Raw genomic sequence first — 11,966 nt, 5'->3', positions numbered from 1 at the left:
GGGGGAGCCTATCGGGGGTCAGGACAACTGGCCGTCGTAGTCCGGCAGCTTGAACGTCTTCTCGGCGTGGCCGCCCGACAGGTCGGTGGGGGTGTTGCCGATGTTGGCGATGATCGTGTAGCCCTTCGACTCGATGCGGGCGCGCTGCGCGGTCTTGTACTCGGCCACGTCGCGGAACAGGTCGAGGAAGCCGCGGACGTAGAGGCCGGAGGACGCGTAGCCGGCGTGGTCGAGGTTCCACTCGGTGGGCGCCGCGATGATGCCCGGCCGGGCGGTGACGAAGAAGAGGGCGACGCCGTGCTCCTGGGCGTAGCGGGCGGCCTCCAGGACCGGGCGGTTGGCGGGCTGCGGGTAGCTGAAGCCGAAGTCGGTCTCCAGGGAGGTGTTGTCGACGTCGAGGACGATCGCCTGCTTCTCGCCGGGTGCGGCGTCGGCGATCCGCTCCTTCAGGTACGGCAGGGCCTGGTCCATCACGGCCCGGACGTCCCGCTGCCAGGTGGCGTAGTCGACGTCGGCGGCGGCGACCGCGGTGGCCGTCCCGGCTGCCGTACCGGTGACCGCGGCGGGGGCGGCGTCGGCCGGGGTGACGGTCGCGGTGAGCGCGGCCGCGGTGACGGCGGCGGTGCCGAGGGCGCGCTTCCAGGTGCGCCCGGTCCGTCCCGCCGGTCCCTCCTGGGCGGTCCGACCGGCCTGTCTGGTCTGTCCGTTCTGTTCGGTCATGGGGGGTGGGGTCCTCTCATGCCTGCGCGGATGCCTGACGGCACCAAAATTGACGCGTTCATGTTCGCCAGGACAAGTGGCGGGTCGGCAACGATTGGGTTACCGGGGAGTAGTGCCACGTGACGGGCCCGTTCGGTGTGGCCTCGGCCACGATTCGGGGCGCCTGAACGGCCTTGTGCGGGTGGTGTGTCGACCGGGAGGCGAGTAGCCCGGGTCACATCCACCGGCCTCTCGATCATGGCCCCCGGTGATGTGCCGCACAGGCGATTTGCCCGGTACTAAGAGGAATAGTCGGCTTCGCAAGTGCCAGGAAAGCGGACAGATCGTCCCTGGGTGCCGGCCCGTATGCAGGGCTCTGAGCTGGTTTTGTCCGGAATGGCCGGTCTATAATGAGTCAGGAAGTTTCGCGCTGAAGTACTAGTTGGGGTCGTAGGTCACACCTTTGTGCCGGTATGGCCCGGCGGGTTACCAATGTGGAGCCCGCCCGGCGAGTGCCTGTGCATCCGGCCGGAGGGGCGTTCCTGTGTTCCCGTCCCCATGAGGTTCGAATGTTCTCGCGTGTCACGTCCCGCTCTTCCCGTACGACCACCGTCCGCACCCGCGCCGCCGTGATGGCCGCCGGCCTCGGCGCCTCGGTCGCACTGGGAGCAGGGGTCGCGGCCGCCAACGGCACCACGTCGGCCACCGGTACCTCCACCGTCGCGAACGCCGTGGAGGCCCAGGCAGCGGCGCAGGCCAAGGCCGCGAAGGCCGAGAAGGCCGCCGTGAGCACCAAGAAGGCCGCCGCCCAGAAGAGCGCGGCCTCCTGGGTGGACCCGGTCAAGAAGTACGCGCTCAGCGCGAAGTTCGCCCAGAACGGCGGTATGTGGGCGCACAAGCACAGCGGCCAGGACTTCGCCGTGCCGCTCGGTACCGACGTCGTGGCCGCCCACGGCGGCACCGTCGTCAAGGCCGGCGGCAACGGCGCCGGTGACGGCCCCGCCTACGGCAACGCCATCGTCATCAAGCACGGCAACGGCACGTACTCCCAGTACGCCCACCTGTCGCGGATCGACGTGCGGATCGGCCAGGTCGTGAAGACCGGCCAGCACATCGCCAAGTCCGGCAACACCGGCAACTCCAGCGGCCCGCACCTGCACTTCGAGATCCGCACGACCCCGAACTACGGCTCCGCCGTCGACCCGGTCGCCTTCCTGCGCGCCCACGGTGTGACCGTCTGAACGTGACGCGGCCCACCGTTCGGGACGCGCGCCCCTCGGCCGGCTGAACGCGGCCGGTCAGGAGCCCCCGGCTCCCCGGTGCGCCTGGGTCACCAGGTCGGTGGCGACCTCGAGCACGGCCTCGCGCCTCTTCTCGGGGTCGCCCTCCATGTCCTGGAGGGCGAACATCCCGGCGTGCAGCGTGAACAGCGCACTCACACAGCGGACCTGGTCGACCAGGTCCGCTTCCGGGTCGATGAGGATGTCCCGCAGCCCCAGGAGGCGGGTCTTGAACATCTCCCCGATGCGCAGTTCCCGGATCGCGGCCTGGTTCTCCTGCATGAAGCGGAAGAGCGGCGCCGCAGCCGCCAGTGCCTCGCTGTAGCGGCGGACGATCTCCTGCTTGGTCTCCAGGGTGTGCGGCTGGAGCCGGCCCCACTCGATCAGGTCCTCGATCGGCCGCGTGAGGTCCTCGAAGATGCCGACGAGGATCTCTTCCTTCGTCTTGAAGTGGTAGTACAGCGCCGCCTTGGTGACGTCCAGGCGCTCGGCTATCTCGCGGAGCGAGGTCTTCTCGTACCCCTGCTCGGCGAAGAGTTCGAGCGCCACGTCCTGGATGCGCTGGCGGGTGTCCCCGCGGCGTCGCTGCTGCTTGGTGCCGTCCATCGTGCCGCCCATCCTCCTACGCACCTCCTGCTCCGCGCACGTCCCGGAAAACTTACTTGACGCCCGGCTAGTTGCGCGTCTATCTTCCCGAGTGTAGTCAACTTGCCGGGCGGCAAGTAAGTAGCGAGGTGCAGCGGTAGCTGGGGGAGTGGCAGCGATGACGGACACACCGACGGGCGAAGCCGTCGACACCGGCGGCGGGAAACAGCCGAGGAGCGTGCGGGTGGTCCTGCTCGCCCTCATGATCGCGATGATGCTCGCGATGCTCGACAACATGATCATCGGCACGGCGATGCCGACCATCGTCGGTGAGCTGGGCGGTCTGGAACACCTGTCGTGGGTGGTGACCGCCTACACCCTCGCCACCGCCGCGTCCACGCCGCTGTGGGGCAAGATCGGCGACATGTACGGGCGCAAGGGCTCGTTCATGTCCTCCATCGTGATCTTCCTGGTCGGTTCGGCGCTCAGCGGCATGGCGCAGGACATGGGCCAGCTCATCGGTTTCCGCGCCGTCCAGGGTCTCGGGGCCGGCGGTCTGATGGTCGGCGTCATGGCGATCATCGGCGACCTGATCCCGCCGCGGGAGCGCGGCAAGTACCAGGGCATGATGGCCGGCGTCATGGCGCTGGCGATGATCGGCGGACCGCTGGTCGGCGGCACCATCACCGACCACTGGGGCTGGCGCTGGGCCTTCTACATCAACCTGCCGCTCGGCGTGGTCGCGCTGCTCGCGATCAGCGCCGTCCTGCACCTGCCGAAGAAGCGCAGCGACGCGCGCATCGACTACCTGGGCGCCGTGCTGCTGACCATCGGCATCACCGCCATCGTGCTGGTGACCACCTGGGGCGGCACGGAGTACGCCTGGACCTCCGCGCGCATCATGGAGCTGATCGGCATCGGGGTCGCCGCGCTGGTCGGGTTCGTGTTCTGGCAGACCAGGGCCGCCGAGCCGGTCGTGCCGCTGCACATCTTCCGCAGCCGCAACTTCACGCTGATGTCCCTCATCGGCTTCATCACCGGCTTCGTGATGTTCGGCGCCACCCTCTTCCTGCCGCTGTACCAGCAGGCGGTGCAGGGCGCCTCCGCCACCAACTCCGGGCTGCTGCTGCTGCCGATGCTGGGCGCGATGCTCGTCACCTCGATGGTCGCGGGGCGGATCACCACGAGCACCGGCCGCTACAAGGTCTTCCCGATCGCCGGCGGCGCGCTGATGACCGTCGGGCTCTTCCTGCTGTCGCTGATGGACACGGACACCAGCCGGTTCACCTCCGGGGTGTACATGGCGGTCGTCGGTCTCGGCATGGGCTGCCTGATGCAGATCACCATGCTGGTGGCGCAGAACAGCGTGGAGATGAAGGACATGGGCGTCGCGTCCTCGTCCACCACCCTCTTCCGCACCCTCGGCTCGTCCTTCGGCGTCGCGATCATGGGCGCCCTGTTCAACCACCGCGTCCAGGACGTCATGGCCGAGAAGGCCGGGGCGCTGGGTGCCAAGGTGACCGAGCAGTCGGCGCAGCTGGACGCGGCGAGCCTGGCCAAGCTGCCGACCGCGGCGCGTGAGGCCTACCAGCACGCGGTGTCCGCCGGCACGCACGGAGCGTTCCTGCTGGGCGCGGTGGTGGCCGTGTTCGCGCTGGTCGCGGCCGTGTTCGTCAAGGAGGTCCCGCTCAAGGGCACGGGACCGAAGGCGGCGGACGGCCCGACCGGCGACGACGACGCCGCGACGGCGAGGACGCCGGTGGCCGAGTCGGTCTGATCCCCTTCCCTAGGGCCCCCGGAGCGTCGCCGCCCGGGGGCCCTCGGCATGTCCGCGCCCGGGCGGGGAGACGGCCGGTGCCAGCGCCGCGTGCCACCGCCGCTCGACCCGGCGTCCCGACCACCGGCGACCTCCGCGGCGACCACCAGAAGCCCGAGGACCGCGGCGTCGAGTTCCTCCGGGAGCCGCAGGAGCGCCCGTCCGTCAGGACACGCCCTGCGACGACCGGTCCGGCAGCATCGGGTAGCTCCCGGTGTTCGTCGGCGCGTGTTCCGGCAGCCACAGCACCGCCACCGCGCCCTCGGCCGGTACGTGCTCGGGCGCTCCGGCGGGCCGGACGTTGCGGAAGGTGAGCCGGGCGCCGAGCACCCGGGCCTGGCCGGCCGCGATGGTCAGCCCCAGCCCGTGCCCGCGGCCGGCCCGGTCCGCGCTGCCGGTGCGGAAGCGGCTCGGTCCGTCGGCGAGCAGGGCCTCGGGGAAGCCGGGCCCGTGGTCGCGGACCCGGATCACCCGGCCCTCGACGCTGACCTCGATGGGCGGCCTGCCGTGCCGGGCCGCGTTGGCGAGCAGGTTGAACAACACGCGCTCCAGGCGGCGCGGGTCGGTGGTGACCTCCGACTCGTGCACCACCAGCACCCGCACGTCCGGGTCCTTGGCCGCCACCCGCCGGGACACGAAGTCGCCCAGCATGATGTCCTGCAGCTCGGCCCGCTCCGAGGCCCCGTCCAGCCGGGCCACCTCCAGGACGTCCTCCACCAGCGTGCGCATGGCCTTCGCCCGGTCCAGCACCAGCTCCGTGGGCCGGCCCGGCGGCAGCAGCTCGGCGGCGGTCAGCAGTCCGGTCACCGGGGTGCGCAGCTCGTGCGCGATGTCCGCGGTGACCCGGCGTTCGGCCTCCAGCCGCTGCTGGAGGGCGTCCGCCATCGCGTCCACGGCGCGCGCGAGGTCGTCGGTCTCGTCCCGGACGACGCCGCCGATGGCGTCCCGGACACGGACGTCCGGCTCGCCCTTGGCGACCTGGTTCGCGGCGGTCGCGGCCTTGCGCAGCCGGCGCGACAGCTGCCCTCCTATGAGCACGCCGAGCGCGCTGCCGCCGAGGACGACCGCGATGGAGCCGATGACCAGGGCCTGGTCGAGATCCTCGAGGATGTCCGCGCTGCGGTCGGTGAACCCGGAGTGCAGGGACATCACGTGCCCGTCCTTGAGCGGCACGGCGGCCCATATGTCCGTCACCCCGTTCGCCCGCTCGGAGACGTAGGTCGCCCTGCGCCCGTCCTCGACCTTCTTCCGCAGCCCGGCCGGCAGCTCGGGGTCGTCGATCTGGGCGTTCGGGAAGTTCAGGCGCCCGGAGAGCTCGTAGTTGCGTTGGGCGATCAGGACGCGGTCGTCCGCGAGGTCGCGCGCGTTGTCCAGCATCGACACCCGGGCCGCGTTGTGCACGACCAGGCTCAGAGCGACCGCCACCAGCGCGCCGACCAGCGCGATGGCCGCGCTGAGCTTCCACCGCAGCCCCGTACGGATGCCCGCGTACCGCCTGAGCGAGGCGGCCGGGCGTCGGATGAACCCCCGCATGTCCCCGCTCAGGCCTTCAGCTTGTAACCGAAGCCGCGGACCGTCTCGATCCGGTCCTGGCCGATCTTCGTCCGCAGCCGCTGCACATGGACGTCGACGACACGGGTGTCACCGCCCCAGCCGTAGTCCCAGACGCGCTCCAGGAGCCTGTCGCGCGAGAGCACCGTGCCCGGCGCGGAGGAGAACTCCAGCAGCAGCCGCATCTCGGTCGGGGTGAGCGCCACCGGGTGCCCGGACCGGCGCACCTCCATGCCGTCGGTGTCGACCACCAGCTCGCCGAAGGTGAGCACGCCCCCGGTGTCCGCGGCGGCGCCCGCGTCGGCCCGGTCGCCGCCGGTGGCGTGGCCGAAGCGGCGCAGCACCGCACGGATGCGGGCCACCAGAACGGCCCCGTCGAACGGCTTGGTGACGTAGTCGTCGGCACCCGCCTCCAGACCCAGCACCACGTCGATGGAGTCCGCCCGCGCCGACAGCATGATCACGGGCACGGTGGACGCGTCCCGGATCCGGCGGCACAGGCTCACGCCGTCGAGACCGGGGAGCATGACGTCCAGCAGCGCGATGTCCGGGCGGTCGGCGCGGAACGCCTCCAGGCCCGACAACCCGTCGGGCATCGCGGTGACCGCGAAGCCGTCCCGCTCCAGGGCGAGCTGCGTGGCCTCACGGATGACGTCGTCGTCCTCGACGAACAGGACGTGGGTCTGGTCTGCCATCCCGGTGCTCTCAGTCCTCGTGGTCATGGTCGGTCGCGGTCGCGGTCGCGGTCACGGTCGCCGGGCGCACGTGCCCTCACCCGGCAGACGCGGGGATCGCGCACCGCGTTCATTTCTCCATCGGGCCGAGCGGCCCGATCGGTTCACCCGCCCTGCGCGGCAACCGTTCGGCGCGTCAGCTGTCCGGGGCGGGAGCCGGCGCGCCCCCGACGGCGTTGCTGTAGTCGTTGTGCGTGCGGTAGGCCTCGGCGAAGTGTCCCCCGGACCAGCGGTACGTGATCACGTTCACGCCGGACGGCCTCGACACCGGATCGCCCTTCTCGTACACCTGCTTGCTCACCACCAGATCGCCGCGGTCGATCTCCGCGTAGACCGGAGGCTCCTCGGCCCGGAACACATTCTGGTACCCGCCGTCCTGCTCGCGGTACACGTAACTCCCCACGCCCACCCCGTCACCGCAGGTCAGCACGTTGACGACGACGTCCTCGGCGGAGCCCGCGGTCAGCTCCCCGTACGACACGTCGACGGGGTACTCGTCGGCGACGCACGGCTTCAGCTCGCGCTTGACCTCCGCGGAGACCTGGGGATCGGCCTTGACGAGCCGGACCGCGTCCACCCGGTCGGGGACCTTGGAGGGGGAGGCCACGGGCGCCGGGGAGGGGGAGGAGGCGCCGCCGGCCACGTCCGCGTGGGCCGGGCCCTCGTCGCGCGCGCCGGTGCCGCCGGCGCCGCAGCCGGAGAGGGAGACGCCGACGGCGACGAGCACGGCCACCGCCGTGCTCGTCGCCTGCACGCTCTTCCGGATCTCCCCGGGTGTCCGACCGCCGGTCAGGCCGCGCAACGCTCCCGCTCCTCACGCTCCAGCGCCCGCGCGTCCAGATCGCGGGCGACCAGCTCCTCCCGGAGCCGGGCGAGCGCCCGGTGCAGCGTGCTCTTGACCGTTCCGGCCGACATGCCGAGGGCGGCGGCCGTCTCCTCCGTTGACATCTGCTCCCAGTGTCGCAGCACCACGACGCTGCGCTGCTTCGGGGCGAGCACCTTCATGACGTCCATCAGCAGGGCGCGGTTCGCGTGCTGCTCGGTGGAGTCGTCCACGCAGGACTCCGGGAGCTGCTCGGTCGGCACCTCCTCCAGCTTCCGCGCCCGCCACCACTCGGTCCGGGTGTTGATCATCACCCGGCGCAGGTAGGCGTCCGCCAGCCGCTTGTCCTCGATGGTCTCCCAGCGGCCGTACGTCCGCGCCAGCGCGGTCTGGAGCAGGTCCTGGGCGTCGACCGGGTCCGGGACCAGCCGCCGGGCGCTGCGCAGCAGCGCGTCCTGCCGGCTGCGGACGTACTCCTCGAATCCGAGCACCTCGCCCTGCGCCATGGTCAACCGCCTTCCGATCCCCGTGTACCAGCGGTCGGTCCCCCGCCGGTCTCCTGCCTGTGGTCCGTCGTCCCCCGTGCCCGTGGGCACGGAAACGAAGGTAGGGAAGCGTTGTCACGGGGCTGTGCGGAGCAGCCTGCGGCTAACCCTCGGCTGTCCGTCGGTTGTGTAACGAACACCGGAACGGGGCCCGGTGGTAGGCGACTTGAGTACCTTAAAGGGTGATTTGTCCGGCGGGGTCTTCGTGACGGACGTCCGTACGACGGCGACCGTCGCGATCCGTCCGCTGTGACCCCGCCGTGCGTCAGCCCAGCGGCAGCCGGTACATCCCGTCCGCCAGCGGCTCCACCAGTCCGTCGGCGACCAGGCCGTCCAGGGCGCGGGCCCGCTGGACCGGTTCGTGCCACACCCGGTCCAGCGCCGCCTGCGGCACCGGCCCGTGCGCCTCGCGCAGCACGGCGAGCAGCCGGCCGCGCACCTGCCGGTCGGTGCCCGCGTACGTCTGGCCGCGGCGCGGCGGCCCGTCGTGCTCGGGCTTGCCGGCGAGCCGCCAGGCGCACTGCGCGGCGATCGGGCAGCGGTGGCACGCCTCGTTGCGGGCCGTGCACACCAGCGCGCCCAGCTCCATGGACGCGGCGGCCCAGCGGGCGGCCCTCGCCTCGTCGTCCGGCAGCAGCGCGCGCGCCAGCTTGCGCTCGGCGGCCGTGGTGGCGTTCGGCGGGTACTGCACGCCGGTGACCGCCCGGGCGAAGACCCGGCGGACGTTGGTGTCCAGCACGGCGTGCCGCCGGCCGTACGCGAAGGAGGCGACCGCCGCGGCCGTGTACTCGCCGATGCCGGGCAGGGCCAGCAGCTGGGCGTGGTCCGCCGGTACGTCCCCGCCGTGCCGTTCCGTTATGGCGACCGCGGCACCGTGCAGGCGCAGGGCGCGGCGCGGGTAGCCGAGCCGGCCCCAGGCGCGGACGGCCTCGCCGGGGGCCTCCGCGGCGAGGTCCGCGGGGCGCGGCCAGCGGGCCATCCACTGCTCGTACACGGGCAGGGCCCGGTTCACCGGCGTCTGCTGGAGCATGAACTCGCTGACCATCACGCCCCACGCACCGGCTTCGGGGCGCCGCCACGGCAGGTCGCGGGCGTGCTCGTCGAACCAGTCGATGACGGGGGAGTGCAGCGACTCGCCGGACGCGGCCGGGGCGGCGGACGCGGGAACGGACGGGACGGCGGGGGCCGTGGGGTCGGTCGGGCCGTTGTGCGGGGGCTTCGTGGGCGCAGTCATGACCCTCCGATCCTGCCACGGGAGGAGGGCCGCACGGGCGCACCGCCACCGGCGGAGGCCACGGCACCTGACGATCGACAGGGGCGCCGCCCCGCCGGCCGCTTGTAGCGTCGGACGCATGGAACGTCTCCCCCGGCCTCCGCACACCCGGCTCGACGACCGCACCGGGCCGGACGGCGGCACCGGGCCGGACGACCGTGTCGGACTGGATGGTCGCACCAGGCACCACGACCGCACCGGGCTCGACGGCAAGGCCGGGAACGGCGGGCACGGGGAAGCAGGCGGCCCCGCCGAGCCGGCCGGGCGTGCGGGGCCACCCACCCCGCCCGGCGGTCGGACGGAGCATAGGGAACGGACGGGACACGGGAGCCGGGCCGCGTCCGGCGACCGGACCGGTTCCGTGAGCCGTACGGGGGCCGCCGCCCGTGTCGGCCCCGGCGCCCTCCGGCGGCTCGTGCGGGGCCGCTCGATCGGCCGAGGCGTCCTGCTCTGGGCGGTCCTCGCCGTTCCGGCGGTCACCGCGGACCGGCTCGGGCTGAACGAGCCGCGGTCCCTGGGGCAGCAGGTGGCCGGCCTGGTCGTGCTCGCCGTGGCCGCCGCGCTCGCCCGGCGCCGCCCCCTCACCGCGTTCGCCCTGGCCGCGGGCCTGGGCCTGGCCGCCGCGCCCGCCCTGTTCAGCGTCTCCTACGGCCCCGCGCTCGGTGTCTTCGCCCTGCTCCTGGGCCTGCGCGCGGCCCGGCCCCGCCCCGCGGCGGCCGTCTTCGCCGCGGTGGGCGCCGCCGGCACGGCGCGGATCGCGCTGACCGGGGTGGACCCGGCGCCGGAGTGGCTGGTCATGACCGGCACACTGCTCTTCGGCTGCGTCTTCCCCTGGCTCGGCGGACGCTACTGGCGGCAGAGCCGCGCGCTCGCCGAGGCCGGATGGCTCAGGGCGGCCCGGCTGGAGGACGAGCAGCGGCACGCCGAGGAGCGGGCCCGGCTGCGGGAGCGGGCCAGGATCGCCCAGGACATGCACGACTCCCTCGGGCACGAACTGAGCCTGATCGCCCTGCGCGCCGGCGCTCTCCAGGTCGCTCCCGGGCTCGCCGCCGAGCACCGTGCCGCCGCGGCCGACCTGCGGGCGGCCGCCGCCGACGCGACGGACCGGCTGCACCGCATCATCGGCGTCCTGCGCGAGGCCGACGAGCCGGTCCCGCTGACCCCGGCGGGCGAGAGCGTCGAGGAACTCGTCGCCCGGGCCGCCGAGTCGGGGCTCCCGGTGCGCTGGGAGCGGCCGGACACCGCACCCGTCCCCGACCCCGCCGGGATCACCGGGCGGCTGCTGCACCGCGTGGTGCGCGAGGCGCTGACCAACGCGGCCCGGCACGCCCCCGGCGCCCCCGTCGTCGTCGCGGTCACCGGCCAGGCGCGCGGCACGACGGTCACCGTCACCAACGGCCCGGCCACCGGGGCGGCTTCGCCCTCGTCGGGCGGTTCCGGCCTGCTCGGGCTGCGGGCCGCCGTCGCCTCGGCCGGCGGCGTCCTCGACGCGGGCCCGCACGGTGAGGGTTTCCGGGTCCGGGCGTACGTCCCCGCGCAGGACGCCGTCGTCACGCCCGCCCCGGCCGTCCCCGCGACTCCGGCCACGCCCTTCGCCCGGGCCCGCCGCCGCGTCGCCCTCGGTCTGGGCGCCGCCGCCGGCGCCGGGGCCGTCCTGGTCGGCGCGGCCTTCGCCTGGTACGCGTACACGGAGACGCACTCGGTGCTCAGCCCCGGCGCGTACGCCGGGTTGTCCCTGGGGACACCGCTCGCGCAGGTCGCGGAGGTGCTGCCGGACCGCGTGGTGCACGACCCGCCCTCCGACCGGGCGCCCGCGCCGCCGGAGGGCGCCGAGTGCCGCTACTACCGGGCGAGTGGCGAACTCCTGGTGTCCGTGGACCACTTCCGGCTCTGCTTCGACGACGAGGGCTTCCTGGTCGCCAAGGACGTCGTCCCCCGCGTCGGGCTGCGCGGCGAAGGACGCGAGGAATACGAGGAGTTCGTACGGTGATCCGGGTCCTGCTGGCCGACGACGAGGCGATGGTGCGGGCCGGGGTGCGCGCGATCCTGGCGAGCGGCGGCGAGAGCGAGGTCGTCGCGGAGGCCGGTGACGGACGCGAGGCGGTCGAACGCGCCCGCGCCCACCGCCCCGACGTCGCCCTGCTGGACATCCGCATGCCCCGCCTGGACGGCCTCGCGGCGGCCGAGGAGATCGTACGCACCGTCCCCGGCACCGCCGTCGCCATGCTGACCACCTTCTCCGAACAGACTTACGTGGCCCGCGCGCTGGCCGCCGGCGCCACCGGCTTCCTGCTCAAGTCCGGTGACCCGTACGAGCTGATGGCGGGCGTGCGGGCGGTGGCGGACGGCGCCGCGTTCCTGTCGCCGAAGGTGGCCCGGTACGTCATCGAGGACCTCGGCAGGGGCGGGGGCGGCGGCCGGCTCGCCCGCGAGGAACACGCACGCGCGCGCGTGGCGCGGCTGAGTCCGCGCGAACGCGAGGTGCTCGGCCTCGTGGGCGCCGGCCTGTCCAACCCGGAGATCGCCGCCCGCCTGCACCTCGTCGAGGGCACGGTGAAGGCGTACGTGAGCGCGGTCCTGGACCGGCTGGGGGTGCGCAACCGGGTGCAGGCGGCGATCGTGGCGTACGAGGCGGGACTCGTCGGACCGGAGGCGTGAGA

General features: G+C 73.2%; 11 protein-coding genes. 4 read left to right on the top strand and 7 right to left on the bottom strand.

Going from position 1 to position 11,966, the window contains the following annotated elements; all coding sequences use genetic code 11:
* Positions 1-18: 18 nt before the first annotated feature.
* The gene (locus JHAT_RS17130) at positions 19-720 is read right to left on the bottom strand and encodes an HAD family acid phosphatase (RefSeq protein WP_077799053.1); all 702 of its coding nucleotides are present in this window, start codon (positions 718-720) and stop codon (positions 19-21) included.
* A gap of 548 nt (positions 721-1,268) precedes the next feature.
* On the opposite strand from JHAT_RS17130, the gene JHAT_RS17125 reads away from it, so the two are divergent.
* On the top strand, positions 1,269-1,940 hold the full coding sequence (locus JHAT_RS17125; protein WP_077799052.1) for a M23 family metallopeptidase: 672 nt from the start codon (positions 1,269-1,271) through the stop codon (positions 1,938-1,940).
* A 57-nt stretch (positions 1,941-1,997) separates the two neighbouring features.
* Here JHAT_RS17125 and JHAT_RS17120 read toward each other — a convergent pair whose 3' ends face one another.
* The gene (locus tag JHAT_RS17120; RefSeq protein ID WP_171990935.1) at positions 1,998-2,597 is read right to left on the bottom strand and encodes a TetR/AcrR family transcriptional regulator; all 600 of its coding nucleotides are present in this window, start codon (positions 2,595-2,597) and stop codon (positions 1,998-2,000) included.
* A gap of 145 nt (positions 2,598-2,742) precedes the next feature.
* Here JHAT_RS17120 and JHAT_RS17115 point away from each other — a divergent pair, with 145 nt between their 5' ends.
* Positions 2,743-4,341 carry an MDR family MFS transporter gene (locus tag JHAT_RS17115; RefSeq protein WP_107481948.1) on the top strand — a complete coding sequence of 533 codons (1,599 nt, stop codon included), beginning with the start codon at positions 2,743-2,745 and terminating at the stop codon, positions 4,339-4,341.
* A gap of 204 nt (positions 4,342-4,545) precedes the next feature.
* Here the strand turns inward: JHAT_RS17115 and cseC are convergent, their stop codons facing one another.
* The 5 genes from cseC to JHAT_RS17090 form a co-directional block, all read right to left on the bottom strand.
* Complete coding sequence (gene cseC, locus JHAT_RS17110) at positions 4,546-5,913, bottom strand: two-component system sensor histidine kinase CseC (protein ID WP_077799050.1); 1,368 nt, start codon at positions 5,911-5,913, stop codon at positions 4,546-4,548.
* A gap of 8 nt (positions 5,914-5,921) precedes the next feature.
* Positions 5,922-6,626 (bottom strand): two-component system response regulator CseB, encoded by a 705-nt coding sequence (gene cseB / locus JHAT_RS17105; protein WP_077799049.1) that lies wholly within the window; start codon positions 6,624-6,626, stop codon positions 5,922-5,924.
* A gap of 175 nt (positions 6,627-6,801) precedes the next feature.
* Positions 6,802-7,467: a hypothetical protein gene (locus tag JHAT_RS17100; protein ID WP_171990934.1), complete on the bottom strand. Its 666-nt coding sequence runs from the start codon at positions 7,465-7,467 to the stop codon at positions 6,802-6,804.
* Positions 7,455-7,994 (bottom strand): SigE family RNA polymerase sigma factor, encoded by a 540-nt coding sequence (locus JHAT_RS17095; protein WP_077799048.1) that lies wholly within the window; start codon positions 7,992-7,994, stop codon positions 7,455-7,457. Before JHAT_RS17095 ends, JHAT_RS17100 begins: the two co-directional genes overlap by 13 nt.
* Positions 7,995-8,298: 304 nt before the next feature.
* The gene (locus tag JHAT_RS17090) at positions 8,299-9,267 is read right to left on the bottom strand and encodes an A/G-specific adenine glycosylase (RefSeq protein ID WP_077799047.1); all 969 of its coding nucleotides are present in this window, start codon (positions 9,265-9,267) and stop codon (positions 8,299-8,301) included.
* A 400-nt stretch (positions 9,268-9,667) separates the two neighbouring features.
* Here JHAT_RS17090 and JHAT_RS17085 point away from each other — a divergent pair, with 400 nt between their 5' ends.
* Together JHAT_RS17085 and JHAT_RS17080 are read left to right on the top strand one after the other, a co-directional pair.
* Positions 9,668-11,296, top strand: coding sequence for a sensor histidine kinase (locus JHAT_RS17085; protein WP_253195518.1), 1,629 nt, complete (start codon positions 9,668-9,670; stop codon positions 11,294-11,296).
* Positions 11,293-11,964, top strand: coding sequence for a response regulator transcription factor (locus tag JHAT_RS17080; RefSeq protein ID WP_077799045.1), 672 nt, complete (start codon positions 11,293-11,295; stop codon positions 11,962-11,964). The genes JHAT_RS17085 and JHAT_RS17080 overlap by 4 nt, the downstream gene beginning before the upstream one ends.
* The last annotated feature ends 2 nt before the right edge of the window (positions 11,965-11,966 follow it).

Origin of the sequence: Streptomyces sp. JHA26, assembly GCF_002005565.1 — a bacterium.
In the GTDB taxonomy this organism is placed as follows: Bacteria; Actinomycetota; Actinomycetes; order Streptomycetales; family Streptomycetaceae; genus Streptomyces.
The sequence above is the reverse complement of the archived record's forward strand: the minus strand, read 5'-3'. Positions and strand labels throughout refer to the sequence as shown.